Origin of the sequence: Paenalcaligenes niemegkensis (genome assembly GCF_022230885.1) — a bacterium.
GTDB classification, from domain to species: Bacteria; Pseudomonadota; Gammaproteobacteria; order Burkholderiales; family Burkholderiaceae_B; genus Paenalcaligenes; species Paenalcaligenes niemegkensis.
The window spans coordinates 1,842,260-1,866,235 of record NZ_JAKGCT010000004.1 but is presented as its reverse complement, the minus strand read 5'-3'; the positions used below and the strand labels follow the sequence as shown (position 1 = coordinate 1,866,235).

Here is a 23,976-nt window from a genome sequence, read left to right as displayed (position 1 = left end):
GGTTTATAAAAAAGCTCGTGGTGCACCAGTAATTCGGTTGCACCACGAGCTTTTTTAACGTGTGGCGTATAGCGTTACTGGGACTCTTGAACCATATACTCTACCGCCGCCCGGATTTCGTCGTCAGAGGCCTGAGACCCGCCACGTGGTGGCATTGCACCGACACCGTGTATGGCCTTTTGGACCATGGTGTCCATGCCGGATGCGATATATGGAGCCCAGCCGTCTTTGTCGCCTAGTTTAGGGGCTCCGGCAACGCCTGTTGTATGGCAGGCAAAGCAGACGGTGTCGTAGAGCTTTTTGGCTGCAGGATCAATAGCGGCTGTGGTTTCAGCCGGTGCTTCAGCTTCTTGGGCTGGAGCGGCTTCTTCGGTGGGCGCTTCTGCTGCTGGCGTTTCCTCTGCCGGGGCTGCGGCAGCCGCTGCAGCCGCAGCGGCTTCATCTGCTGCTGGAGCTTCTTCCGTTGCAGCGTCATCAGCGCCTTCGGGGGCGGCAGGCTCGTCGAAAGAGGCTCCGGCCTCGTTGGCCATATAGACTACGGCACGAGCAACTTCGATGTCGTCTAGCGCTGGATTGCCGCCCTTGGCCGGCATTGCGCCAACGCCATTGATCGCTATCTTGAGCATGGCATCGAAACCTTCTTCGATTAATGGGCCCCAAGCGGCGTTATCGCCAAACGTCGGTGCACCTGCCAGGCCTGTACCATGACAGGTTGCACAGGTGGCTTCGTAAACTTCTTTGCCCGTCTTGAGGGTTTGATTGCCATCGCCTTCGGCAGTCGCCAGCGCAAAGCTAGCTACTGGCTGAATGCGGGTGGCAATAGCTTCTTCGGTCAGGGCGTTAGAGCCGGCACCGGTTTTCATGCCTGCCGAAACCAGGTTCACCAGCATCACAATGATGGCGATAGGCACAAGAAAGGCCAAGATCACGGCTAACAACAGTTGCTGTGGCGATTTAATAGAACCTTGCGGGCTGTCGCTATTGTGATCTACTTGTTTTTCCGTATTGCTCATAGTCGGATCCTGCAAATTCGTACTGAGAAAGGCTGCAACCCGGCTAGAGGGCTAAGCCAAAAATAGGTATTGCTGCTAATTATGGGGCAATTACGTGTTGGAAATGGCCGTTCATAATGTCGTCAACGCATAATTATAGCGGACTGTGCCTGACTTGTAAGACGCTTCGTAGTTTCTTCAGGCCTTATTGTTTAAAAACAGTTCAGCAAAATATTTTAAACCAGTTAAAATGGCGATCTCTGCGCCCGTAGTTCAATGGATAGAATAAGAGTCTCCGAAGCTCTAGATACAGGTTCGATTCCTGTCGGGCGCGCCATATCACCATGCCTTTGCCTCGTTGGGTAGCTGTAGGAGACTCGGGGGCAGTGGCTCAATGGGTGGCCTCAAGCTATTGCGATCTGGGCATTTCCGCGTATGTGACGGAGATGCCGGGTATGGGTTCGACCAAAATAGAAACGCTGCAAGGAGTATGCGTAGTGCCTGAAGGGCACCCGCTTGCATCCGTAGACAGAGCAATTACTATTGACGACTTTGAAGGGCATCCGTTTATAGCGTTGCCGTTGGGGGACGGAACCCGTCGAAATATCGATGCTGTGTTCAATGCCCATGGTGAGGACTTTCGACCCATTTTCTATGAGTGTCCTTATGCCGCTGCAATTTGTATGATGGTCGGCTTAGGAATGGGAGTCAGCATTGTGAATCCACTGGTGGCAAAAAGCTGTTTGCATACTGGCATTGTTGTAAAGCCCTTGGTGCCTCAGGTGGCTTTTTCATACTATATTCTGTCCTCGTCGTTTCATCTGAGTAGTGAGTTGGCTCTTGATATCCACCATATTGTTGAGCAGGAACTACGACGCAACAAGTAAGGCTGGCGCGAGCTTTTTTGTGTCAGCCCCCGCAAATCGATGCTGCGATAACGTCCAAATCCTCGGGGCGTTCGATGGGCAAAGAAAACAAAACTGGTGTCTGGTAAGCGTTGAGTTAAGTTATGCATGATGCGCTCTTCGCTTTCTGAATCTAAGGCACTGGTAGCTTCATCTAAAAAGACCCACTTGGGCTCAAGCGCCAGGACACGCGTCAGCGCCAGGCGTTGCTGCTCACCGCCCGAGAGCGAACTTAAGAGAGTAGAAGGAGCGTTAACGCCGGGTTCTGTATAAGGAATCAGACGCTCTAAACCTACAGCCTGAAGGTAGTCGCGGATGGTTTCTGGCCTGAACTCATCAGGATTACGTGGATAGACAATCGCCGAGAACATGTCGCTTTGAGGAAAGTAGGGACGCTGGGGCAGGTAGAGACTCTCGTCCAGTCTAGGCCGTTCTATCTCGCCGTTAAAGTGAGGCCATAATCCTGAGATCGCTTTTAAAAGTGTACTTTTACCTAGTCCTGATGGGCCTTGAAGCCACACCTTTTCGCCGGTACCAATACGCAGAGCAGGAATATTCAGCAGCTCTTTACCAGCCGGAGTGCTGATGAGCAGGTCATTGATCTGAAGTGTAGAGTCAGATGACTCAAGGCATCCTGACGGAGTGGAAGAGGGCGTCAGTTCATCAAGATGGTTGAGTAACTGGTCCAGCCGACGGGTCACTGCCGCGAGTTCAGCTAAGTCACGATATGAGAAAATAAACCAGGATAGGGTCGTGACTACGTTCGAAAAGGCCATGGCTAATTGCATCAGGCCTCCCAGGCTAACCCTTCCGGCAATAAAGGCTGGTAGCGCGAGGAAAACGGGTATGCGCAAGACGGTTTGCATATAGGGCCGTGTAAAGCATCCCAGTATCAGCGTGCGATGGTTCAGATGCTTCCAGTTGGCCGTAATGGCTTGGAAGTGCTGCTTCAGGTGCAGGCGCTCGGCGCTTTCACCCTGTTGCAAGGCGATAGCTTCGCTTGACTCCCTTATGCGAGTCAGTGCAAAACGGAAATCAGCTTCTTTTTTTGCTGCTCTACCGTCAGACGTTTTAAAGGCGCGCCAAGCAGGTGGGTCAATCCGCTCGCCAGAACAACATACACAGGCGCTGCCCAGACCATGTAGTGATTGATTTCGATATTGAAACCGATCAGGCTGAAACTCAAGGCAAAGGTGGATAGCCCCCACAACACAACAAAATAAGAAACGACTGAAATAACAGCCATGATGAGATCCAGAACTTCGGAGCTCATCCGTTGCACATATATGCGACAGTCCTCGGCAATACGCTGATCAGGATTATCTATATGCGTGGTGTTATCTGTATTAAGTGTCAAGCGCCAATGATTATGGTTCTCCAGCCAGCGCTCAAGGATGGTTTCAGTCAGTATTTTTCGCCATCGTATTTCCAGCAGATTTTGTACGTACTTGGCTATAAGATAGAGACTTGCGCTGCCGGCAGTAAGCAGTACGAATAACCCAATTTGATAGCTAATGCCGGCAGCATCAACGGCCTGCAAAGCGTTATAAAAGTCGGCGCTCCAGCGGATCAGACGCAACGATATAAATAGGCCCATCAGGCTCAGCACAAATACAAAAATAAACTGTGCCAGGCCAATGAGACCCTCTCGGCCTTGCAGGCAAAGCTTCAGCAGCCGGAAAAAAGGAATAAAGAATTCGCGCATGCCGACTAAGCTGCTGCTGTTGCGCTAGAGTCATTCTTTACGCGCTGTGCCGGCGGCTCTGGCGTATCAAGGCGAAACACAGCACGGCCGATTGGATGCTTGGGGACGATGGTCAGCCGGGACTCAGTGTTTGGCAGTAGAACAGCCTGTTTGCTGATACCCAGACTTTGAAGCTGAGAGGGAGTGCCATAGCCATATTCCAGATGGCCACGTCCGATAATGCCGATAATCAGGCGTGTCGGGTCTGCTTCCAGCGCATGGGTAATGTTGCAGGCAAAGGCGCGATCCCATGTTTGCTGGGCGCGGACAAAGCGGTCAAACTTTGCATCCGTTCCAGAGGTGGCTTCAATTCTGGAACTGGTTCCCACGAGAGAATACAAATAATGGCGATAGGAATCAGTTGCAGAAGCTGCGGGACTAAGTCCATCCCGATCAGCCTCGGCAATGGCATCCCAACCTAATTTACCGACTTCAGTCACCAGGCTGCGCCTACAGTTTAAGGCGAGCATGGGGATGCGCTGCTGACGGCAGAAGTGGAAGATAGGCAGATAAATAGCCGGGTCGAAGCCCCATACTTTGTGCCATTCGCTTTGGTCGATGAAGCTGGCGGTGTCGAGTATTCCATCGACCCAATTGTCCAGCACAGGCTGCAGGCGTCGGGGAAACATCTCGAAGCCTATAGCCAGATTGGGCTGTAGCAGGTGTAGATAAGTGCAAACGCTAAGTTGCCAGCGGTGGATCTCGGCGATATCGTGCGACTCTCCTATCATTACCGCTTGCTGCTGACTAAGCTCGTGCATAAGGTCTGCTTGCAGCAGAGCCTCTCCTGTTGCGGGATCAAGCCAGCTGGCACGGGGATGCGGAACGTCGAAACTTGTTTCTTTCATCATTAAAACCTCAGGGTGGCACCAAGTTTGAAGACTCGACCTGGACTGGTCTGCAGTTCGATTGGGTTTTGTCCGGCTACAGCTGGGCTTGCACTGGTCGCGTAGGTTGTGAACATAGGCCAGGAGAAATAGCGCTTGTCCAGCAGGTTGTTGATGGCGAATGAAAATGTGACATATTGGCCATCACCTTTGCGTAAGTTAGGAGGAGACCAGTTAACAAAGGCATCCAGGATGCTGTATCCGCCTGGTGTAAACACCTCTGACTTGTTATGTACCCGGCTTGGACCTTTGGCAAAGGTGCCGATCAGCTCGGTCTCCAGGCCAAGCTCGGGTTTGCGCCATTTGACGCCAGCAACAGCCGTGAGTGGAGGAATATGGGCATAAGCCTGCTTTTTAGCTTCGGAAGATGCGCGCTGGTCACCGTGTTGCCACGCCAGTGAACCCATGAGGCTCCAGTTGTGATTAAAAGCGAGTTCGCCAAAGGCTTCAACGCCCCAAATGGTTAACTGCGATAAATTCTGGTAGGTGTAATGGTTGGTGCCCGGGATGTTATAAAAATTCTGAATGAAGTTTTTATAATCTGCTTTAAAGAGCCCTATGGAGTAGTTGGCGCTGTCAAACTGGGCCATGTTGTCGTGCTGGCCACGAAAGCCAATTTCGTAAGAACGTACCTTTTCGGGCTGCAGGTCGGGGTTCGGGCTAATCACCATCGTCGGGTACACGTTCGACGAGTAAAGCTGCTGTGCCGTTGGCATCTTGAAGCCTTCTGCGTATCTTGCGTAAACTGAATGTTTGTCGTCTAGCCTTAGCAAGGCGCCGAGCTGCGGAATAAAACGATGAGACGACAGGTTACGAGGTTCTTTACCTGGAACGGGGTCATACGAGTCGCGAACGCTGGGTTTAATCTTGTAATTGGCCCAGCGTACACCGGGTGTTAGCATGAAGCGGCCATCGCCCCATGTCATTTCATCTTGTATATAAAGATCATTCCGGTGGGTTGTTGAGTTTGCAAATCCTGAGGCCTCGCTAAAGCTTTGTTGCCCTGTACTGTGATTAAGGCTGCTCGTGGTGCGCAGATAGTTGGCTTTTGTAGTGTCTCCCTGAAAACCGTAAGTGAGCAGGTGGTCGGCACCAAGAAACTTAGCCGAAGAACTTAGCTGTAAATCATATTGGTAGAAATCTTCTTCCCATTGGAGGATGTCTTGCGTAGTTGTTCCTACGCCTGCCGCCGAGCGCTGATACTTTGTGGCATCCGTTCTTCGCTTCTGTGGCGAATACGACAACTGCCAGCGAACCTGGTCTATCCAGGGGTGTCCAGGTCCCAGCGGTGCTGAATGGCGAAGCGATGGCGGTCCTGGCTCTGTCTGCGTATATGGTCGCCGTTAAAGGCGCCAGAGCTTTGGCGGCCATAGTCGTACAATTGCTCAACGCGGGCGTTGGCATCGTAAAGCTCGGCGGTTAGCTTTAGCTCATGGGCGCTGTTCGGTGACCAGACTAGCTTTCCGATGGCGCTATGGATCTCTGTACTAAGCGGATTCAACTTGTCGCAACGTATGGCGTCTTCGCTGCGTGGGCAGCCCCAGATACCCCCGTCCGCCCTGGCCTTACGTAGCTTGGCTTCATCAGCTTTGGTATGGCTATACATCAACAAGCCTTGCCAGGTGGGTGATAGCTGAGACGCAAAGATCAACGATTTTGTGAAACCGTTGTTCAGACTATTGAAGTTAGTGCTGACTTGGCTTGCCCACCCCTTATTCGTATTGGCGAGTAAATCTGAAGGGTCTAGAGTCTGGTATGAAACCACACCCCCTAACGCATCAGCTCCCCACAGTACTGAGCCTGGGCCGCGCACGATTTCAACTGCTTTCAGCGTGCTGAGATCGACAAAACTGCGGTTTCCGTCCTGGAGCTGCTCTTGTACACGTGCACCATCTACCTGGATTTGTATTCGGTTTCCACCTACACCTCTGATAGAGAACGAGCCCAGATTACCAAAAGGATCCACGGCTGAGGTCTGGCGACTTATGCTGATGCCGGGCTGGTAACGTATAAGATCCAGGGTGTCGCTAACCTGCCGATCTTCGAGTTGCTTGCGATCAATGACGCTTACCACTCCGGGAGTGTCGAATACCTGACTAGCCTGCCGCGTCGCGGTAACCGTAATGGCATTGAGTTGCAGGGCGCGTTTGGCGCTGGGCGAGATGGGGGCGGAACCTTGCGCCGTCACCTGATGAGCAAATGCACTGCACAGCGCCAAAAGCAATGAGGTGGGCATTGCTGCAGAAGACCTTGGTTTCATGAAAATCCTTAATGACACGCGTCTTGCCGTAAGGATGGAAAGGACGCATGAGATTCAACAGGATGTATGCATGAGGGAGTGAGTGCGGGTGAACATGATTGTCGTTAAAAAAACCTGTCTACAGACTGGATCATTTGCATGGTCTGTGTCTTGGGTTGAAAATGATAATGATTCGTAATTGCGTTTATTGTAGAAAGACCGGAGATTAAAGTCTAGCGTCTTGTTCTGAATCGAGATGCTAATAACTGCCGACAGTCATGGTTTATCTCGACGCAGAGAGAAACGCTTCTCGATATACTGAATATATTGAGATTAATCAGTCGCTTGGTATCTGGTGACCATTTTCTCGGGTGGCTTGTCTGTTCATACTGTGTTGCTGGAGCCTACCTGCTATGCATGCCAAAGAGATTAGCCTTGACGCTTTAGTGGTAGGCGTTATCGTTTTATCGGTCTGTCTGTTCGGAATCTGGACCCGTCCGCTCGGCTCTCTAGCCGTATTTTGGCCTGCCAACGCGCTACTGCTAGGGCTTTTTTGCGTTTCCCGCGTTTTTCTGCAGTGCCCGGGTGGGCTGCGGCTTTTATCGCCTTTGTTTCTGCAGATTTGATATTTGGTTCATCGCTATTTATTAGTTTGGCTTTAGCTACGGCGAACATCATAGGGATAGCGGTGGGCTGGTATGGCTTTAAACGCATACGAAATACGGATTTACGCCTTGGTGAACCTTCTTCCGTGCTTTCTTTTTTCATCATATGTACAGCGGCATCCGCGGTATGTGCATTGGCGGGAAGCTGGACAAGCAACCTGCTATACGGCAGAGACCTCAGCAGCAGCTGGATTGTCTGGTTCACCTCAGAGCTTGTTAATTATGTGATTGTTTTGCCGTTGTTTCTGACTCCTCAGCCTCGATTCTTCCCTCAGTTAATCCAGCAGTTCTCTGTGGTCTTGGACCGGCCACTACGGTGGTGGTTACCATTATTTGCGCTGTTGGCGTCTGTGGGGCTGGCATGGTTCGACGGCGGGCCGGGGGCCATTGTTTTCCCTATGCCAGCGTTGATATGGTGTGCCCTGTCATACAGCGTCGCCCTGACGGCTTACCTGATTTGCTTTGTGGCGCTAGGGAAGCTATCGCTCGCGGGGAGCCAAATTTTGCCTTTTCCCGATTTAAGCGATTTCCTGGATGCCAATTCTTCTATACGGTTAGGAGTCGCGCTATTTGGTCTCGTTACGTTGGTGGTAGCCAGTTTAAATGCATCAAAAAACGATAAGTTAACGCAACTGGAACGGGTGGCCAATCTGGACTATCTCACCGGAGTACTTGGGCGTAGTGCGTTCCTGAAGCAAGGGCGAACGCAGCTTGAACTATGTCAGCAATCGGGGACTTCAGTGTCCGTTATCATGCTGGATATTGATTACTTTAAAAAGGTTAACGATCAATACGGACATGCAGCAGGTGATGCGGTACTGCTCTCGTTTGCCAGCGAAATGAGCAAGCAGCTGCGTACTTCGGATGCATTTGGACGTTTGGGCGGCGAAGAGTTCGCGATTATCATGTGTGGCCTTACGGCTTCGGAATTGATGGCGGTGGCCGAACGTCTTCGGTGTTGTGTCGAGCGTCTGGAAATAACGGTGGGAGATGGTTTAAGCATCAAGGTCACGACCAGTGTGGGGCTGTCCCACAGCGTGAAGGCCAACGGTATTAAATTAGGCGAATTGATGACCGAAGCCGATAAAGCACTGTATGTAGCAAAGAGCGGCGGGCGTAACCGTGTGGCCTATATGCCATCGTTACCTGTACAACCCGCCTCGTCACAGGCGTAAGCGTCCAGCTTGCGATGTCCAAGTCAGTTTTGCTTATTGCCCGACTGATTTCAGCTGCAACTTCGAAGCCGAAGAGGCGAGCTAACAGGCCGGTCTGCCTACAGGATGCTTTCGAAATCTTTAAGGAATTCGTCGAAGCTCATGGTGTCGGCAGCTTCAATAGCCGCTTGCGCTGAGATCGACTCGGTAGCAGCCTGCGAATAACGTGTTTCTTGTTCTTTGCTGAGTGGATAGGTCTTGAGCTGAATCATGCTTTTTTGGCTTTGCTGCAATGTGAATTCGTTAAAGCTCAAGCCCGAGGATTTTAAGTCACTCAGTAAGCGGGCCGAAGGCGTTAAGTCTGGGTTTTCTACTTTCTCTACTTGGGCGGCGAGTGCCGCTGCGTGCAGGTTATGCCCGTAAAACTCATCGTAAAGTTGAGTTTGGGCTTGCATGCGCGTCAGAATGTCTAAAGCCCAGGTGCGCAGTTCAATCTCTTCTTTCTGTGGATTACGTAAGCGTAAACCTGGCTTACGGCCTTCAGTTACCACTTTGGAAAAATTGCATTTACTGTCTTGGCAAAACCCGTTATCAGGGAAGAAGGCACTCGGCTCCGTGGCACAGAAAAGCAAGAAGGCGTCGAGAAATCTACAGGTCTCGGAACTGATGCCTATAGGAGAGTATGGGTCGATATCCATGCAGCGGACCTCGACGTATTCCACGCCACGCTTTTCGAGGGCGGAGGCAGGGCGTTCGCCGTCGAGTGCGGTACGCTTGGGTCGAATGTTTGAGTAGTACTCGTTTTCGATTTGCAGGATGTGATTATTAAGCTGTATCCACTCGCCATCTCGGTGCGTGCCAATGTGCTCGTAGTCAGGCCAGGAAGTGATGGCCGCATGGCGCATACGTAGCAAGAGTGTATCGAGGTCGTTATAGCAAAGCTGTAGCTCGGCCTGGGCTTCCTTGTTCTGATAGCCTAAATCGCTCATGCGAAGGCTTGTCGCCCATGGCATTGCATAGGTATCGTCCGCTATTTTTTCAAGTGCCAGCGTGTGCTTATCTAAAAAACCGCCTGAAACTGCGGGTGAAGCGCCGAACAGATACATTAATAACCACGAGTAACGGGTGAAGTTGCGTATCAGTGCCAGGTACCCCTCGGAGCGCTGCTCTTGCGCAGTATTTCCGCCTATAGCCAACAAGGGCCAGATCTCTTCCGGTAAAGAAAAGTTATAGTGAACGCCCGCGATACATTGCATTTTTTTCCGTAGCGCTCTGCCAGACCGCGGCGGTAAATATGCTTCAGCATGCCAGTGTTTGAGGAACCATACCAGCCTATCTGGATGTCGGTCTCGGCTGGCAAATGCGCAGGCATGGACTGATTCCAGATGACTTCGCCATCAAGAGAACGAGCGGTGAAGCTGTGCAGGTCACTTAACTCTCCAACTAGCTTATCGACATTATCATGAGGGGCGGTGATGAGTTCAAGCAAGGCCTCGGCGTAATCGGTGGTGATATGGCTATTCGTTAAAGCAGAGCCTAGTGACGTTGGGTGCGCTGTAGCGGCGAGTTGACCGAGGCTGTCGACGCGAAGGCCTTCTTTCTCGATGCCGCGTTTTACGGAACCTAATAAATTCAGGTTGTCGCGCAAAGCACTAATACGGTTTTGGCTTGTTGTCATTACTGAGGGTTCACTTTTACTTTGATTGGGCTAGATAATGTGATTTAGTTTAGTGCTCTGATAATCTTAATGCTAACGAAGTATATGACGACAGCCAACTTGCTGCTGCGGATAAAGACAACATCTTAGAGGCGAGACATGCGTATAGGTTTGGCAATGATAAGTGTAATGTGGTTTTTACTTGGTTGCTCGCCTGAGTACAACTGGCGCAATGTGCAAATGGCAGAGGGTGCTGTCGAGCAGATTTTTCCCGCTTCACCGCTACATGAGCAGATCCCTATGGGCCAGGGAGCACAGTCACCTGCATATAGTGTGGCAAGTGCCAAAGTACGAGAGACGTTATTTATGGCGACATGGGTTCCACGACTGCCCGAGCAGCACATAGACGACGTATACGAACATGTGGTTGATGGCATTTTGCAACGAGCCGGCGATACGCGAACCACCAGGCCTTCAGCAGGTGACGTCTTTTCGGTACAAAGCCAGGGAAGACAGAATGCTGTACGTACTGACTTGCGTGTTCAGGTGTACGGGACCGGACTGCTTCAACTAAGTGTAAGTACGCCGTTGGATCAACCTTTTCCAGAGGAGGCCGCCCATGAGTTTCTATCGTACCCACGGCCTGCTCTTTAGCGCTGGAAAGATTAATTCTGGTTCAGTATTTTGAATATCGCAGCCTGTCGATTGCTGACCTTGAGCTTGCGAGAGAGATTTGCCATGTGGAAGCTGACCGTATGGGGGGATATCTCTAGAATTTCACCAATTTGCTTATTTGTTTTTCCTATAGCAGCCCAGTAAATGCAGTCAAACTCTCTTGGTGTCAGGGACTTCAGCATCACAACCTCAATCGTTAGTAAGTGTGCTTGATAATGTAGCTAATCATGTCTAAAAATTGCTAAATATAATGATGTTCTTTGTTATTTATCAATAAAAGATGAAAAGTTATTTATTTTCATTATTTTGTCATGTTTAGCAGCCACTGATTAACCCTCTTCGCGACAGTTCGAGCCAAGAGAGCCGAATCGAACGTTAGCCTTAGACTCAAAGCGCACAAGCGCCGGCCTTGCGAGATGGGATGTGCAAGCCTAATTCAAGTGCTAAACTAATTAGCTAATTCAATCTGCGCCGATTTGCCTGATCCGCTTGCGGGCGCTCCATAAATCCAGCTAAAGAGGTCCCTATGGGTACTAAATCTCTAGACGCGCTTGCCACGGCAACACTATCTGTCAATGTCACGATCGATGAAGGGTCGGTGGGCGTGGTGACTCCCGAACTTATAACTTTTGACGAGCCCCTTCATTTATCCAGTGGCCAAGTCTTGCCACGTTACGAGCTTTGTGTAGAAAGCTACGGCACTTTAAACGATGACCGCAGCAACGCGGTGCTGGTTTGTCACGCATTGAATGCCTCGCACCATGTTGCAGGCATCGATGCAAGCAACCCTAAGAATATTGGCTGGTGGGACAACATGGTTGGTCCTGGCAAACCACTCGATACTGATCGGTTTTTTGTGATCGGTATTAATAATATTGGTTCATGCTTTGGTTCAACAGGGCCTGCCAGCATCAATAGCGAAACGGGTAAGCCATGGGGGGCTGATTTTCCCATGCTGACCGTTGAAGACTGGGTCAATGCGCAAGCCAGGCTGGCCGATTATTTTGGCATCGCCAAGTTCGCTGCCGTAATGGGCGGGTCCCTGGGCGGCATGCAGGCCTTAAGCTGGGCAATAACCCTGCCGGACCGCGTTGAAAACTGTGTGGTTATTGCCAGTACGCCGAAGCTGAGTGCCCAGAATATCGCCTTTAATGAAGTGGCACGTCGGGCCATCATTACTGATCCAGAGTTCCACGAGGGGGATTATTATGCATTTAATACGGTGCCACGTAGTGGTTTAGGTGTTGCCCGTATGGTTGGCCATATTACTTATCTGTCAGATGAAGTGATGGCCGAGAAATTTGGACGTATACAGCGCGATCCTGCGCTGGGCGGCGATTATCGATATGGCTATGACGTTGAGTTTGAGGTCGAGTCGTACCTGCGCTATCAGGGTGAGAAGTTCTCAACCTACTTCGATGCAAATACCTATTTGCTGATTACCCGCACGCTGGATTATTTTGATCCCTCTCGTGCTCACGGTGGCGACCTCGCCAAAGCGCTTGAACATGTCAAGGCCAAGTTTTTAGTGGTTTCCTTCACCACTGACTGGCGTTTTTCTCCTGAGCGGTCGCGTGAAATAGTCAAAGCGTTGCTTAAGAATCGTCGTGCAGTTACGTACGCTGAAGTCGACGCCCCGCACGGACACGATGCGTTCCTGCTTGACGATAAGCGCTACCATGGGGTGGTTCAAGGTTATTACGATCAAATCGCATTAAGTATGGGCCTGGGCGCCCGCCGACGTATTACCGGAGTGCTGGCATGAGTCCGCAGGCTTTTAAAGATGTTTCCCTGGCGCATCGTCCTGATCTGGAGCGTATTGCCTCTTGGGTGGAGCCCGCTTCACGCGTTCTTGATCTAGGATGCGCCGACGGGAAGCTGCTCTCTTATTTACGCGATGCCAAGAACGTGTCGGGCATGGGGGTAGAGCGTGACCCTCAGGCGGTGGTGGCTAGCGTGAGTCGGGGTGTTCAGGTCATACAGCAAGACCTGGAGGAAGGGCTCGCGTTGTTTGACGACCAGCATTTCGAAACCGTTGTCTTGTCCAAGACCTTGCAGTCCATGATCAATACCGAGCATATTTTACGAGAAATGGCTCGTGTGGCCCGTTTCGGGATTGTGTCTTTTCCGAATTTTGGCCATTGGTCGCACGGGCTGTCTATTTTGGCAGGACGTATGCCAGTGTCAGGTGAGATGCCTTACCAGTGGTATGACACGCCGAACATCCATTTGTGTACCTTTAAAGACTTCGAAGATCTGGCGCGCTCATTGGGGCTGCGAATTACCGATCGTGCGGGCTTTGCCGGTAAAGCTGAAGTGAAGGTCTTGCCCAGTTTACGTAGCACCTTGGCAGTCTATCGTTTCGAGTCTCCTCATTATCCCCAATAATTTTTATCGGTTCTACTTATAGTGTCCTTTGTTTACGCAAGTCCACGTGTTTTACCTCTGCTGGTGCTGGGCTTTGCCAGTGGTTTGCCTCTCGCGCTGACTAGTGGGACCTTGCAGGCATGGGCAACGGTCGAGGGGGTTGGGCTTGAGAAAATCGGTTTTCTTACCTTGGTGGGTTCAGCCTACACGCTGAAATTTTTGTGGGCTCCCTTCCTTGATCGTTATGCATTTCCTTTTTTAGGAAGACGGCGTGGATGGATGTTCATCTCCCAGATTCTGCTTGCGCTAATGATTGCAAGTATGGGGCTGTTTTCACCAGGTACCAACCTGGGGCTGATTGCAGGCTTGGCAGTGCTGGTGGCGTTTATGTCCGCAACCCAGGATATTGCTTTCGACGCCTACAGCACAGACGTCTTGCGTAGCGAAGAGCGGGCCGCGGGCGCAGCCTTGAAAGTACTTGGATACCGCCTGGCCATGATTGCGTCCGGCGGTTTAGCCCTGGTGGTGGCTGATCAATGGCTAGGCTGGAACAACACCTATCTATTGTTGGGCGCCTTTATGGGGGTATGTGCGTTAGGCACCTTGCTGGCTCCCGAGCCCGAAATAGTGGCCAAAGCTCCACGTACCTTAAAAGCAGCCGTCATTGAACCCTTGCGCGAATTTTTTCTGCGGCCTGAGGCCATCACTATTCTGCTTTTGATAGTGCTTTATAAGTTGGGTGATGCGTTTGCAGGTGCACTGTCTACTACCTTTTTAATTCGAGGTGCGGGCTTCAGCGTAAGCGAGGTGGGGTCGGTCAACAAGATTTTCGGTTTGGCCGCCACCATCGTCGGGGCCCTGGTGGGCGGCTCTCTAATGGCCAGGCTGGGTTTGTACCGATCATTAATGCTATTTGGCTTATTGCAGGCCTTGTCTAATTTCGGCTATTGGATCTTGGCAGTCAATGACTCCAAGCTCTGGCTGATGACCTCAGTGGTAGCTGTTGAAAATCTGTGTGGTGGTTTGGGTACTGCTGCTTTTGTGGCGCTGTTAATGGCGCTGTGCAAGCAACAGTTCTCTGCGACTCAGTTTGCGCTGCTATCGGCCTTATCGGCCGTGGGTCGTACCTATCTGGCCGGACCCTTAACACCTCCCCTTGTCAACGCTTTTGGCTGGCCCGCCTTCTTTTTGCTGACGGTGCTGATCGCGCTACCCGGATTGGTCTTGCTGTGGTGGCGGCGACGTGATGTTATCGCCTTGGACAGCAAATAATAAGGCGGCCCTATGTTGCTATTGGTTCTATACCTCGTGGCCATTACAGCAGAGGTCATGACGGCGGCGTTAGCGGCAGGGCGCCGCGGCATGGACTGATCTTCAGGTTGTTGGCTTTGCGTTTTAACTGGCAGATGCCGCGGTTCGTATACCGTGATGACTGGGGTTAGAGCGACGCCTGCCAGCAGCGATACGCTATAAAATATTAACGGCGCGCAGGCCCGCCATGACGATCGGCATCATAATTGCGGTGGTCACGCCCGTCAAACCCATTCCTAAGGCCGCAAAGGCGCCTACTTTTTCATGAATTTGCAGTGATCTGGCAGTGCCAATTGCATGAGCCGATAAACCCATTGAAAAACCTCTTGCTATAGAGTTTCGCACGCCCAGCATATGGAGGAGTGGTCCTGCCATAATGGTGCCGGCAATGCCGGTGATAGCAACAGAGACGGCTGACAGTGACGGTTGCCCGCCAAAATGGTCCACTAATGCCATCGCTATAGGCATGGTGGCTGTTTTTGGGATCAGGGAAATAATCATTTCACTAGAACCGCCTAAGGCCCAGGCCATGATGGCAGTCGAAACCATGGCCACGCTGGTACCGAGGAACAACGCCAGTAAAATAGGCTTCCAGTGTTTACGCAGCTGCTTGATTTGGCTGTAAAGCGGAATGGCCAGGGCCACCGTAGCAGGCCCGACTAAAAAGTGAATGAACTGTGCTCCCTCAAAATAGGTGGGGTAGGGCGTATCGGTGGCTAATAAAATTAAGACTAAAACGACGACAGACGTTAGAACCGGCAGCAGAAACGGAGTAGAGCCCGCCGCACGATATACATATAAGGCAGCGCAGTATACGCACAGCGTAATGGTCAGCCAGAGCAGCGGCGACTCGGACAAAAATACCCAAATCCTAAAAAGTTCTCTGTCATTGCTGTTCATCCTCGTCATCATTGCGCAATAGCCATTTCAGTGCGAGAGCAGTGACTACCAGGGTAATTGCTGTGGTGACGATGCTGGTAATAAGAAAGGCCTTCCACTCGTCGGCGACCCGCTCAAAGTACATCATGACCCCGGTGACAGCTGGAATGAAGAGCAGCATTAAGTGCTGCAACAGATTTCCGGAGGTACGTTCCAGTTCGGCAGGCACTCCGCCCCGTACGATCAGAGCCAAAAACAATAACAGCATTCCCGCCAGGGGACCAGGAAGAGGTATGTCCAGTGTCTGGACCACGATTTCTCCTAATAGCTGAAACACAAATAATGAAGCAATAGCAATGATCATTGTGAGTATTTAAGGTAAGGGGCCAATTGAGATTTCAAAAAAACCTCCGTCGTTTAAGTCAAATCAACGACGGAGAGTCAGGGTAAAAGCTTGATTTATTCAGCTTCGGCGTTAACCACCGGGGTAGCGACCCAGGTACGCCAGCGCAGCTCAACCTCGTTTGGCAAATAGACAACCACAGGCATCCGACTGTTGTAATGCAACAGGGAGCCGGCGCTGCTCACAGGCACAAACTGTTTACGTTTGCTTTCGTCGGGGCATGCCATGAGCGTGGCTACCGGGCCTTCAATTTCAGGCAGTATGTAGTAGTTATAACCCCAGCCGTCTAGCGTTTTTTCTTCTAGTTGTCCGATAAACTGGGTGGTGTTGCAATCTACATCAATCACTTTTCCCGGCAGCAGCTCGATTCTTAAATCATTTTCAAAGTTGCCGATGGGAAGACGAATGACGTGTCGGGTAAAACCAGCTTTTGCTGCGGGAAAAGCCTCAAGAGGATCGCTGTTTTCAATAGCCTCTGCCGGGGCCTCTGCTGCAGGGGCTGCATTTGAAGCTTCCTCGGGTTGAGCGTGGCTTGTCAGGCTTAAGCTCAGTAGTCCGGACATTAATGCTGTAAGCGCTATACTGCGCAAAGAGAGAGTCGTCATTACCGTTGTCCTACCCAGGCCTGTACTTCGATTTCTACTCCTACGCCATACACCAGCTTGGACTCCACTAACGATCTGGTAGGGAAGGAGCCGGCAAAGCGCTTGGAGTACACCTCGTTAAATTCAGCAAACTCGTTCAGGTCTGAAAGCCAGACGGTGGCTTTGACCACCTGTTCAAGCGAAGCACTGGAAGCCTTGAGACTTTCTTCGATGCGATCAAACACTGCATTGGTTTGAGCTGCAATATCACCTTTAACGATAGCCCCTGTAGCATCTAATGGGAGCTGGCCCGATAAAAACAAAAAGCCTCCTGCTTCTGTTGCTCTTGAAAATGGTAAGGGTGTACTACCTGTATATCGTCTGATTTCGCTCATAAGAAAACCTGTGTCGTAAAGAAGGGGTAATGATTAGGGGCAAACTTAGCATAGAAGACTCTATTTAAGCTAAGAGAAAATATCTCGTAAAGGGTAAACTGGTTGTCTTGCGTTGGCGTGGATGTTCTTTACTTATGTTTGGCATTGGCTCGAGTTCATAGCAGAGCAGAAATGAAGCACTACAATGTGTCCATAAATAATGAAGAAGCTACGGAGACAAAACATGACATCAGCATGGATAAACGCTGTAAGCACTAAGCGTACCGAAGCCCTTGAAAAAGGCGAGCTTCAGCCCATCAATACCGAGCAGGTCGTCATCATGCAAGACGGTATCCCTTTTATCGTCAGGTGGCTGCCTTCAGATCAAGGTGACCACCAGGCGCTGTTCTCTGGTGCGCCGACTGTAGACACAACCAACCCGTTTTTACCCCCGGCAGCAGCACTTACTGTGGGTCAAATTGGTGACTACCATACCGTGGTGCTGAATAAATATCCAGTTTGCGAGAATCATGTGGTGCTGGCGCGTAAAGAGCCAGCTCAGCAGCTTGAGCCGCTTGAGTACCAAGACTTTCTTGCTCTCGCTGTCATTATCAGCGAAGAGGGGGGCTGGGCTTTTACAATGGGGGACCTCAGGCGGGGGCAAGCCAGACACACAAGCATATTCAGTGGATACCTCATGCAGATGGCAACGCCTCATTAAGCTATTTGACTCAACGCCTGGCCTTAGATGCCGAAGAGCACACCCTTCAGCGTTTTGGGCAATTCACCATGCCTCATTTGCTGATCCGGTTAACGAGCAGCCAGGACACTGACGAATATGCACGCAGTTTATTTTTAGCCTATCAGTTAGCTTGCACCAAGCTCAAACACCGGCCTGACCAAAATGGATTAATGCCCGCTGCCAACATACTCATGGATAGAAATTGGCTGTTGATGGTTCCACGCAAGACGCTGCGCTTTGAAAACGTGGCAGTGAATGCGCTGTCGTTTGGGGGCGTGCTCTATGTTAATGATGTGATGCACGTAGGTACGATACGTAGGTATGGCCCCTTGCAAATTTTGGCGGCGGTATGTTCCTGAGTTAGAGCTGCCAACGCCAAGCCCGGGGTCTGTACTCAACGAGAATGTTCCGAGTACATATGAAAATTGTTTTTGCCCGAGTGTTTGGCGACATACATGGCCCTGTCTGCCTGCTGCACAAGCACTTCCGGAAGGTGTGAGTCGGTAGGGTAGAAACTGACACCAATACTGGCAGAAATATGAATACGATGTTGCTCGCTAATTTCCGTGGGTATGGAAATCAGCTGGAGTACGCGCTCAAGCATCTCCTTGCACTCATTGGCTTCATCAAGGTCACCTAGTAGTAAAATCAGTTCGTCGCCGCCCAGCCGTGCAATCGTGTCGGTTTTACGCGTTGCGTCCATCAGGCGCATCGATACATTCTTTAGCACCAGGTCGCCTATGTCGTGACCATGCTTGTCATTAACGTCTTTGAAGCCATCCAGATCAATATAGCAAACGGCGAGCAAGTTACGGTTTCTATCCGCTTTGGAAATGGCCTGACGAAGGCGATCGGCAAGCAAGTAGCGATTTGGCAGCTGGGTAAGAGGATCAAAGTGAGCCAACTTTTCCAGGCGGGCTTCGCGGGCCTTGAGTAAGCTGACATCCGTACCCACCACTATGTAACGCAGAATCACATCTTTGCTGTTGCGAACAGGCACGATAGACAGCTGCAATGGGCGAACCGTTTGATTACGAGCGAGCATATTAACTTCACCTTGCCAGGCACCTGTTGTATCGACTGTATGCCAGATGGCCTGCTGGCAGGTGAGGTCGGTTTCACCTTCAGGAATAAGCCGGTCAACACTCGTCCCTAATAACTCTTCACGGCTATGTCCGCTTAATCGGGCTACTGACGGGTTGGCGTCGACAATCATATGCTGCTCATCAAGTATGAGAATGCTGTCGTAACTGAGTTTGAAGACGCTGGCAGCGAGGGCGAGTTCGAACTCATTGCCTTTGATTTCGCTGATATCTGTCTGTACACCATCATATAGGGTGTCCCCGTTCGGCAGCCGTATAGGATTGGCTTCAATCCGAATCCAGCGCTCTTCTCCATTGAACATTATCCGTGTATCAACACGCATTGGGCGCAACCATGCCCTGGTCTCCTCGGCAACACGTGCAATTTCGGCTTGATCGTCGGGGTGCCAGCGATCACTGACGCGCTTCGGGCAGCTGTAAATTTCAGCAGCCTGAAGGCCGTAAATTTCACACAGGCGCGGACTAACGTAGTCGTAGCTAATCATTCCGTCTGCAGTTCGTCGTAAGGTAAAGACTCCTACGGGTATACGCTGGACCAGATGATCATATCGTTCTTTAATTAAACGTAATTCTTTTTCGGCGCGAACCCGGCTACTGAGATTAACGCCTATGCCTATCGAATGATTGGAGGTTATATGTACGTTTCCCCACAGTACCGTTAACGTTGCACCTTGCCGATTAATGGGATGCCATTCTTTAAACGTACCTTCACTTTGGCCGCGTATGTGGTCCAGAGCGGCAGCTCGTTGTGTAGGGTCAGGATAAAGCACCGAAAGCGGGTCTGGATGCTCCATGATTTCCTTTCTGGACCACCCATAAACTTTGCCGCATTCGTCGTTCCAGACCGTGCATTTTCCTTCGTTAGTAAATCCGTTGATAAGTACGGGCGCGCCGTTGACGAGTTTTTCATATTGGGCTTCAGCTTCAGCCAGTAGTTGAAGGCACCTACGCTTACCTCTGCTGGCGATAGAGGTGAGCAGCGTAGAGACTATTGCAGCAAGCAGGAACCAGGGGAGAAAAAACGGATTGTAAGGGCTGACGTTAAATGGACTGTAATACCACGTTGTTGCAAGGGCGGTGACGCTGAGTAACACCAGGCTGAGGCAAGTCAATCGTAAGCCCTGGCGTAGGGCAACAAATATAAGTACAGGGAAAAGTGCGAACAGCCCGGGATGGGACTCCATATCGGGCTGCGATAATAAATAGAAACAGCCTATTCCTAAAATGGCGGCGCATACTGCAAATTCGATGAGGCGTCCTTTTAAATCCGTGAGTGGACGAAGCAAAGACAATATCAGCGTAATAGGAGGCATGGCAGTGTTGTAAGCGACTTTGAGGATGTTGTGGTTAGGGACCTTCCGTATAAGTAAATATTGTTAAGTGAATAGTAGGAATGGAGCAGTGGCTAGACAGGCTGATTACGGTAGCAACCCCAGATTACAGCCAGCCAGAACGCATACATCATTGCACCGCTATTGTGGCTGAGAAATGCTTGCGATAAGCCAAAGTCGATATAGGCAACGGTCAGCAGGGTGCCTGCTGCAGCGAGCGATCGCTTTGGCAGAGAACCCGCCCGCAAGCAGGGAGCCAGTAAGCGTATAGGTATAGCATAGAGGAGGAGCAGGGCAAGCAAGCCCACCGTACCGTATTTTGCCGCAGCGTTTAACACTTCGTTATGTGGATGGGTAAAGGGAGCTGTGACAGGATGTGCCTTGCCCTGTTCGATCAGTTCAGCCATGCCGCTTTGATACTGATGATTACCCCAGCCAAAAATGGGCTTGGCCTTATACAGCAGCGCAGCACCTTTCCACATCTCGAACCTGGCGCCCACGGATGTGTTGCTGTTGCCATCGAAATACAGCTCTACGTCGTTGATGGCCGCGTGAACGCGCTGGTGTACACCGGTGGACGAAAAGCTGTAGGCGCCAATTAACGCAATGGCGATGAGCGCTGGTGCGACAATTTTTGTGCGCAGAGAAAAAACTCGTAATAAGCTCGCCATAACACCAGCATCACCAATGGGAGACCGACCCAGCCGCCACGGCTGCCTGAGAAGGCGGATCCAGCGATGCCAGCAAGAGCCCCCGCGATCAGCAGTGCTAGCCAGCGATTACGGTGGGGCTGAACGCTAGCCCAGCCTATGCCGGCCAGACACATGAAGCCCATTAACATGGAAATATTGCCAAACTGAATGACGTGTGTATAACCGCCAGCCCTGTCGACCAGTAAAAAGAGTTTTTGATAGCCTGCCCATACCCCGGCAAACAAAGCTCCTACCGCCAAGCCGGACCAAAGCCAGCAAAGACGGGGCGGATACTTCAGCACCAGTATCATCGCAAAGCAAGCTAAAAGGAAACGCAGGGGCTTATCGTAGGCGCTAAGGCTAACGTCACGTAGCAAGGCATCCGCGATACCCACCGAGCCATAAAAGAGCAGCGCGCCGATGATGAGCCAGTCTTCCTTGCTTAAGTTTAAGGGTCTGGCTTTGCATACTGTGTAAATCCCACCGATTAGCAACAGCGCAGCGCCTATTGAATAGCCCGACGAAATGACAAGAGCGACAGCTCCGAGTAAAAATACCGCTACGCTGGAGTACAGGTAAGTACCCTGAGCTGGAGGAGTGACTGGAGTGGGGCTATACATGCTCAACCTATTAGAAGACGCCAATTAACCGACATGGTATCGAGGAAACAGTAAAACATTGCTTTAGTGTTAACGGCGCTAGCTACTGAAATGAGGTGTAATTTTATATTACAGTTAGGGCGTAAGGTGGCTGGCAGGCAAATATTGCTACGGCAGAGGCAAAACCCGCAACACTTGCGTTCCGATGTTTGACCTTAAGCTGTCTTTCAGGCAATGGCAAAGATACTGCTCTTGTGTTGGCGCTTCATCGGGCAATTTAAAAACGAGAGACTACGTTTTCGTTAAATAATGCGCGGCTATAACGGATATGTTTCTATACTTAATTACAATAAAACAAAAAATAATGTCACTTATATAAAAATAAAATGATGTTTCGTTATGAAGCCTATTATTTTTTCAGGGCGTTTAAAGATAAAAATCCGTGCTTGCAAAAAATGTTTCTGATGCGAATTATTCAATGTTTTTTTATGGACCAAACCCCGCTTCTGGATATTTCCCGAGATTTTAGCTACAATAGCCAGTTGATTCGAGCCGCTACATGTTTGAATCAACACGCTTTACTGCAACACGGCATGCCAGACTATGTCAGTCTGGGGGTTGTAGTACCTTAAGGCTACTTTGCAGTAGCCCGACTTTAGGTAGTCGACACACCCATACCCGTCCTGCAAAGGTCGCGGAACAATTTAGCTACTTCGTTAAGTAGCCAGCATCAAGGCCTGCTGCGGCTAAATCGATTGATCGCATCAGCGCTGGAGGCACTCGTTATGTGTGTCTGAGCCCTGTGTTTAGGGCCGGTTTCGTTGCGCGCGTATTTTGCGGTTATGGGTGTTGCGGCATGCAATGGGGTTAGTGCCGCCCATCGCTTTTTGCGGAAACGGTATGATTCTTCGGGCCTAAAAATAAATAATTTTGGCCTGCTGAGTGCTACAAGAGGAAATTATAAAAGCATGCAAGAAACAGAGTTTTTTCAGCTCTCAACCACGTCTGCGTTACTGTTGTTGCTCGGGTTCTATGCGGCGACATTTATGCTGTCTTTGCTCATTAGCAGAAAAAATGAGAACGTAGACGGATACATGGTTTCAAACAGCGCAGTAGGCTTTGGTTTGTCTGCCGCAAGTATGATTGCCACCTGGATTTGGGCGGCATCGTTTTATGCCAGTGCCACGTCTGGTTATACATATGGCTTGTCTGGCCCCATTCATTACGGTTTCTGGGGGCGCTGATGATTCTATTCATCTATCCCTTCGGACGGCGTTTCAGAGCATTGGCCCCCGAAGCCCATACACTGGCTGAGGTCATTCACGCCCGTCACGGCAGTACAAGCCAGATGATCATGGCAGTTTCCAACATCGTAGGAAGCTGTATCAGTCTCATGGTTAACTTCACTGCTGCCGGGGCATTGGTGTCGGTATTGAGTCCGCTAACCTTTATTCAGGGTGTGCTTATCGCCGGTCTAGGAGTGCTGTCGTACACCTTGTGGTCAGGGTTCAGGGCATCGGTGCTGACGGATTTTGCTCAGCTTGTAGCCATGATCTTGTCGGCAGTCATCATTATTCCGCTTATCTTCTTTAATGCGGGTGGTCCTGACCTTATTGCCGATAATATGTGGCGCTTGTCGGCTGAACAGTCCAACTTCTTTTCTACCGACGCTATTCTTCATCAGGGCGCACCCTACTTTGTAGCCGTGCTGGCCTATGCCATTGGTAACCAGACTATTGCGCAACGTTTGTTTGCGGTACGTGAAGACCTTATTAAATCCACGTTTCTTACCGCGACGATAGGCTATGGGGCCGTAGTGATTGGCCTGGGTATGCTTGGCCTGCTGGCACTATTTGCCGGTATTCAGCCCGCTGGTGGCGACATGAACAACATCATTCCCCAGATGGCCTCTGCTTATTTGCCACCTTTGGGTATTGCTCTGTTTTTCATTCTGGTAATTGGTTCACTATCATCAACAGCAGATGCAGACTTATGTGCGTTATCCGCCATTGTCATGACCGACGTCTACGGTAAGAATATTGCCAAAGGCAAGCCTAATCCACAGCGCATGCTGTGGTGGGGACGTGCCACGATGGTCATTGCGACGATGATGGGCGTGGTGTTCGCAAGCTTGCGTCTGGATATTCTTGTGATGCTGGTTTTCGTAGGTGCCTTGTGGGGAGCCATCGTTTTCCCGGTAATCGTCAGTTTCTACTGGGATCGCGTTACAAACCGGGCATTTACCAGTGCTGTCGTCAGTGCAGTCGCCTTGTTTACCCTCGTACGCTTTGAGCTTATTCCCATGAGCGGTGTTATTGCCGTTTTCTTCGAGCTTATGTCGGGAGTGGGCGGTGGTGTGGTTGCAGGCCTGATGATGTTTGCATTTTTTGGTCGAAACTTTGCCATATTTGTTGGTGCAGTGGTTGCAGTAGTACTGTCTTCTTATTTTGTTGGCTTCTTAAGAGACTACACGGTGTTGCTAGGTTCGCTTACTGCATACGGAACGAGCGCCTTGGTATGTACCTTACTTAGTTTCCGCAGCAAAGAGCGTTTCGACTTTAGCGTGCTCGCCAAACGGGTAACAGCGTTTCACTCGGAACAGGAAATCATGTTGCAGCCTCAAACCGACGTTGATGGCCTAAAGGCATAAGTCATCCGCACACCGACTCAAAG

At 50.7% G+C, this 23,976-nt stretch carries 21 protein-coding genes, 1 tRNA gene, 3 pseudogenes and 1 riboswitch; of the genes and pseudogenes, 10 read left to right on the top strand and 15 right to left on the bottom strand.

What is annotated here, in order from left to right:
* Positions 1–74: 74 nt before the first annotated feature.
* Positions 75–1,013, bottom strand: coding sequence for a c-type cytochrome (locus L1889_RS13080; protein ID WP_238665472.1), 939 nt, complete (start codon positions 1,011–1,013; stop codon positions 75–77).
* Between the two features lie 241 nt (positions 1,014–1,254).
* On the opposite strand from L1889_RS13080, the gene L1889_RS13075 reads away from it, so the two are divergent.
* Together L1889_RS13075 and L1889_RS13070 are read left to right on the top strand one after the other, a co-directional pair.
* Positions 1,255–1,329: transfer RNA gene (locus tag L1889_RS13075), tRNA-Arg, on the top strand.
* 7 nt (positions 1,330–1,336) lie between these two features.
* Positions 1,337–1,879: a LysR substrate-binding domain-containing protein gene (locus L1889_RS13070; RefSeq protein WP_238665471.1), complete on the top strand. Its 543-nt coding sequence runs from the start codon at positions 1,337–1,339 to the stop codon at positions 1,877–1,879.
* Here the strand turns inward: L1889_RS13070 and L1889_RS13065 are convergent.
* The 5 genes and pseudogenes from L1889_RS13065 to L1889_RS13045 form a co-directional block, all read right to left on the bottom strand.
* A complete protein-coding gene (locus tag L1889_RS13065; protein WP_372871764.1) occupies positions 1,810–2,598 on the bottom strand; it encodes an ATP-binding cassette domain-containing protein in 789 nt (262 codons plus the stop codon). The two genes, L1889_RS13070 and L1889_RS13065, sit on opposite strands and share 70 nt — an antisense overlap.
* Before the next feature lie 36 nt (positions 2,599–2,634).
* Positions 2,635–3,602, bottom strand: a pseudogene (locus L1889_RS13060) (SbmA/BacA-like family transporter); the annotation flags it as partial.
* A 5-nt stretch (positions 3,603–3,607) separates the two neighbouring features.
* Positions 3,608–4,492, bottom strand: coding sequence for a ChaN family lipoprotein (locus L1889_RS13055; protein ID WP_238665470.1), 885 nt, complete (start codon positions 4,490–4,492; stop codon positions 3,608–3,610).
* On the bottom strand, positions 4,492–5,772 hold the full coding sequence (locus tag L1889_RS13050) for a TonB-dependent receptor (RefSeq protein ID WP_238665469.1): 1,281 nt from the start codon (positions 5,770–5,772) through the stop codon (positions 4,492–4,494). Before L1889_RS13050 ends, L1889_RS13055 begins: the two co-directional genes overlap by 1 nt.
* Positions 5,773–5,789: 17 nt before the next feature.
* On the bottom strand, positions 5,790–6,788 hold the full coding sequence (locus tag L1889_RS13045; RefSeq protein ID WP_238665468.1) for a TonB-dependent receptor plug domain-containing protein: 999 nt from the start codon (positions 6,786–6,788) through the stop codon (positions 5,790–5,792).
* Positions 6,789–7,320: 532 nt separating this feature from the next.
* On the opposite strand from L1889_RS13045, the gene L1889_RS13040 reads away from it, so the two are divergent.
* The gene (locus L1889_RS13040; RefSeq protein WP_238665467.1) at positions 7,321–8,607 is read left to right on the top strand and encodes a GGDEF domain-containing protein; all 1,287 of its coding nucleotides are present in this window, start codon (positions 7,321–7,323) and stop codon (positions 8,605–8,607) included.
* A 98-nt stretch (positions 8,608–8,705) separates the two neighbouring features.
* Here the strand turns inward: L1889_RS13040 and gshA are convergent.
* Positions 8,706–10,264, bottom strand: a pseudogene (gshA, locus tag L1889_RS13035) (glutamate--cysteine ligase).
* Positions 10,265–10,432: 168 nt separating this feature from the next.
* Between gshA and L1889_RS13030 the strand changes: the two are divergent.
* On the top strand, positions 10,433–10,897 hold the full coding sequence (locus tag L1889_RS13030; protein WP_238665466.1) for a hypothetical protein: 465 nt from the start codon (positions 10,433–10,435) through the stop codon (positions 10,895–10,897).
* 11 nt (positions 10,898–10,908) lie between these two features.
* Here L1889_RS13030 and L1889_RS19230 read toward each other — a convergent pair whose 3' ends face one another.
* Positions 10,909–11,100, bottom strand: coding sequence for a response regulator transcription factor (locus L1889_RS19230; protein WP_372871580.1), 192 nt, complete (start codon positions 11,098–11,100; stop codon positions 10,909–10,911).
* A 276-nt stretch (positions 11,101–11,376) separates the two neighbouring features.
* Positions 11,377–11,455: riboswitch (SAM riboswitch) on the top strand.
* Between L1889_RS19230 and metX the strand changes: the two genes are divergently transcribed.
* The 3 genes from metX to L1889_RS13015 all read left to right on the top strand — a co-directional run bounded on the left by metX (position 11,445) and on the right by L1889_RS13015 (position 14,557).
* Positions 11,445–12,683 carry a homoserine O-succinyltransferase MetX gene (gene metX / locus L1889_RS13025; RefSeq protein ID WP_238665465.1) on the top strand — a complete coding sequence of 413 codons (1,239 nt, stop codon included), beginning with the start codon at positions 11,445–11,447 and terminating at the stop codon, positions 12,681–12,683. (Overlaps the previous riboswitch by 11 nt.)
* Positions 12,680–13,306, top strand: coding sequence for a methionine biosynthesis protein MetW (metW, locus tag L1889_RS13020; protein ID WP_238665464.1), 627 nt, complete (start codon positions 12,680–12,682; stop codon positions 13,304–13,306). The genes metX and metW overlap by 4 nt, the downstream gene beginning before the upstream one ends.
* Positions 13,307–13,327: 21 nt before the next feature.
* Complete coding sequence (locus tag L1889_RS13015; protein WP_238665463.1) at positions 13,328–14,557, top strand: muropeptide transporter; 1,230 nt, start codon at positions 13,328–13,330, stop codon at positions 14,555–14,557.
* A 195-nt stretch (positions 14,558–14,752) separates the two neighbouring features.
* Here the strand turns inward: L1889_RS13015 and L1889_RS13000 are convergent, their stop codons facing one another.
* From L1889_RS13000 to L1889_RS12985, 4 genes are all read right to left on the bottom strand, one after another.
* Entirely contained in the window at positions 14,753–15,496 is a 744-nt protein-coding gene (locus L1889_RS13000; protein WP_238665462.1) for an LrgB family protein, read from the bottom strand.
* Positions 15,483–15,839, bottom strand: a complete 357-nt coding sequence (locus tag L1889_RS12995; RefSeq protein ID WP_238665461.1) for a CidA/LrgA family protein — start codon at positions 15,837–15,839, stop codon at positions 15,483–15,485. Before L1889_RS12995 ends, L1889_RS13000 begins: the two co-directional genes overlap by 14 nt.
* Positions 15,840–15,934: 95 nt before the next feature.
* Complete coding sequence (eco, locus tag L1889_RS12990; RefSeq protein ID WP_238665460.1) at positions 15,935–16,483, bottom strand: serine protease inhibitor ecotin; 549 nt, start codon at positions 16,481–16,483, stop codon at positions 15,935–15,937.
* Positions 16,483–16,857: a RidA family protein gene (locus tag L1889_RS12985; protein ID WP_238665459.1), complete on the bottom strand. Its 375-nt coding sequence runs from the start codon at positions 16,855–16,857 to the stop codon at positions 16,483–16,485. Before L1889_RS12985 ends, eco begins: the two co-directional genes overlap by 1 nt.
* A gap of 223 nt (positions 16,858–17,080) precedes the next feature.
* Here L1889_RS12985 and L1889_RS12980 point away from each other — a divergent pair, with 223 nt between their 5' ends.
* Both L1889_RS12980 and L1889_RS12975 read left to right on the top strand, forming a co-directional pair.
* A complete protein-coding gene (locus L1889_RS12980; RefSeq protein WP_238665458.1) occupies positions 17,081–17,557 on the top strand; it encodes an ATP adenylyltransferase family protein in 477 nt (158 codons plus the stop codon).
* A gap of 5 nt (positions 17,558–17,562) precedes the next feature.
* Positions 17,563–17,937 (top strand): ATP adenylyltransferase family protein, encoded by a 375-nt coding sequence (locus L1889_RS12975; protein ID WP_238665457.1) that lies wholly within the window; start codon positions 17,563–17,565, stop codon positions 17,935–17,937.
* 35 nt (positions 17,938–17,972) lie between these two features.
* Here the strand turns inward: L1889_RS12975 and L1889_RS12970 are convergent, their stop codons facing one another.
* From L1889_RS12970 to L1889_RS12960, 3 genes are all read right to left on the bottom strand, one after another.
* A complete protein-coding gene (locus tag L1889_RS12970) occupies positions 17,973–19,865 on the bottom strand; it encodes a sensor domain-containing protein (protein ID WP_238665456.1) in 1,893 nt (630 codons plus the stop codon).
* A 221-nt stretch (positions 19,866–20,086) separates the two neighbouring features.
* Entirely contained in the window at positions 20,087–20,683 is a 597-nt protein-coding gene (locus L1889_RS12965) for an O-antigen ligase family protein (protein ID WP_238665455.1), read from the bottom strand.
* Positions 20,611–21,324 (bottom strand): hypothetical protein, encoded by a 714-nt coding sequence (locus tag L1889_RS12960; protein WP_238665454.1) that lies wholly within the window; start codon positions 21,322–21,324, stop codon positions 20,611–20,613. Before L1889_RS12960 ends, L1889_RS12965 begins: the two co-directional genes overlap by 73 nt.
* Positions 21,325–22,271: 947 nt before the next feature.
* On the opposite strand from L1889_RS12960, the pseudogene L1889_RS12955 reads away from it, so the two are divergent.
* Positions 22,272–23,953, top strand: a pseudogene (locus L1889_RS12955) (sodium:solute symporter family protein).
* Positions 23,954–23,976 lie beyond the last annotated feature (23 nt).

What these genes read in the sequence shown, in the direction of transcription:
- L1889_RS13080 (WP_238665472.1), bottom strand. Translation starts at nt 1,013, where the DNA reads ATGAGCAATACGGAAAAACAAGTAGATCACAATAGCGACAGCCCGCAA.
- L1889_RS13070 (WP_238665471.1), top strand. Translation starts at nt 1,337, where the DNA reads ATGCCTTTGCCTCGTTGGGTAGCTGTAGGAGACTCGGGGGCAGTGGCT.
- L1889_RS13055 (WP_238665470.1), bottom strand. Translation starts at nt 4,492, where the DNA reads ATGATGAAAGAAACAAGTTTCGACGTTCCGCATCCCCGTGCCAGCTGG.
- L1889_RS13045 (WP_238665468.1), bottom strand. Translation starts at nt 6,788, where the DNA reads ATGAAACCAAGGTCTTCTGCAGCAATGCCCACCTCATTGCTTTTGGCG.
- L1889_RS13030 (WP_238665466.1), top strand. Translation starts at nt 10,433, where the DNA reads ATGTGGTTTTTACTTGGTTGCTCGCCTGAGTACAACTGGCGCAATGTG.
- L1889_RS19230 (WP_372871580.1), bottom strand. Translation starts at nt 11,100, where the DNA reads ATGCTGAAGTCCCTGACACCAAGAGAGTTTGACTGCATTTACTGGGCT.
- metX (WP_238665465.1), top strand. Translation starts at nt 11,445, where the DNA reads ATGGGTACTAAATCTCTAGACGCGCTTGCCACGGCAACACTATCTGTC.
- metW (WP_238665464.1), top strand. Translation starts at nt 12,680, where the DNA reads ATGAGTCCGCAGGCTTTTAAAGATGTTTCCCTGGCGCATCGTCCTGAT.
- L1889_RS13000 (WP_238665462.1), bottom strand. Translation starts at nt 15,496, where the DNA reads ATGAACAGCAATGACAGAGAACTTTTTAGGATTTGGGTATTTTTGTCC.
- L1889_RS12995 (WP_238665461.1), bottom strand. Translation starts at nt 15,839, where the DNA reads ATGATCATTGCTATTGCTTCATTATTTGTGTTTCAGCTATTAGGAGAA.
- eco (WP_238665460.1), bottom strand. Translation starts at nt 16,483, where the DNA reads ATGACGACTCTCTCTTTGCGCAGTATAGCGCTTACAGCATTAATGTCC.
- L1889_RS12985 (WP_238665459.1), bottom strand. Translation starts at nt 16,857, where the DNA reads ATGAGCGAAATCAGACGATATACAGGTAGTACACCCTTACCATTTTCA.
- L1889_RS12980 (WP_238665458.1), top strand. Translation starts at nt 17,081, where the DNA reads ATGACATCAGCATGGATAAACGCTGTAAGCACTAAGCGTACCGAAGCC.
- L1889_RS12970 (WP_238665456.1), bottom strand. Translation starts at nt 19,865, where the DNA reads ATGGAGTCCCATCCCGGGCTGTTCGCACTTTTCCCTGTACTTATATTT.
- L1889_RS12965 (WP_238665455.1), bottom strand. Translation starts at nt 20,683, where the DNA reads ATGGCGAGCTTATTACGAGTTTTTTCTCTGCGCACAAAAATTGTCGCA.
- L1889_RS12960 (WP_238665454.1), bottom strand. Translation starts at nt 21,324, where the DNA reads ATGTATAGCCCCACTCCAGTCACTCCTCCAGCTCAGGGTACTTACCTG.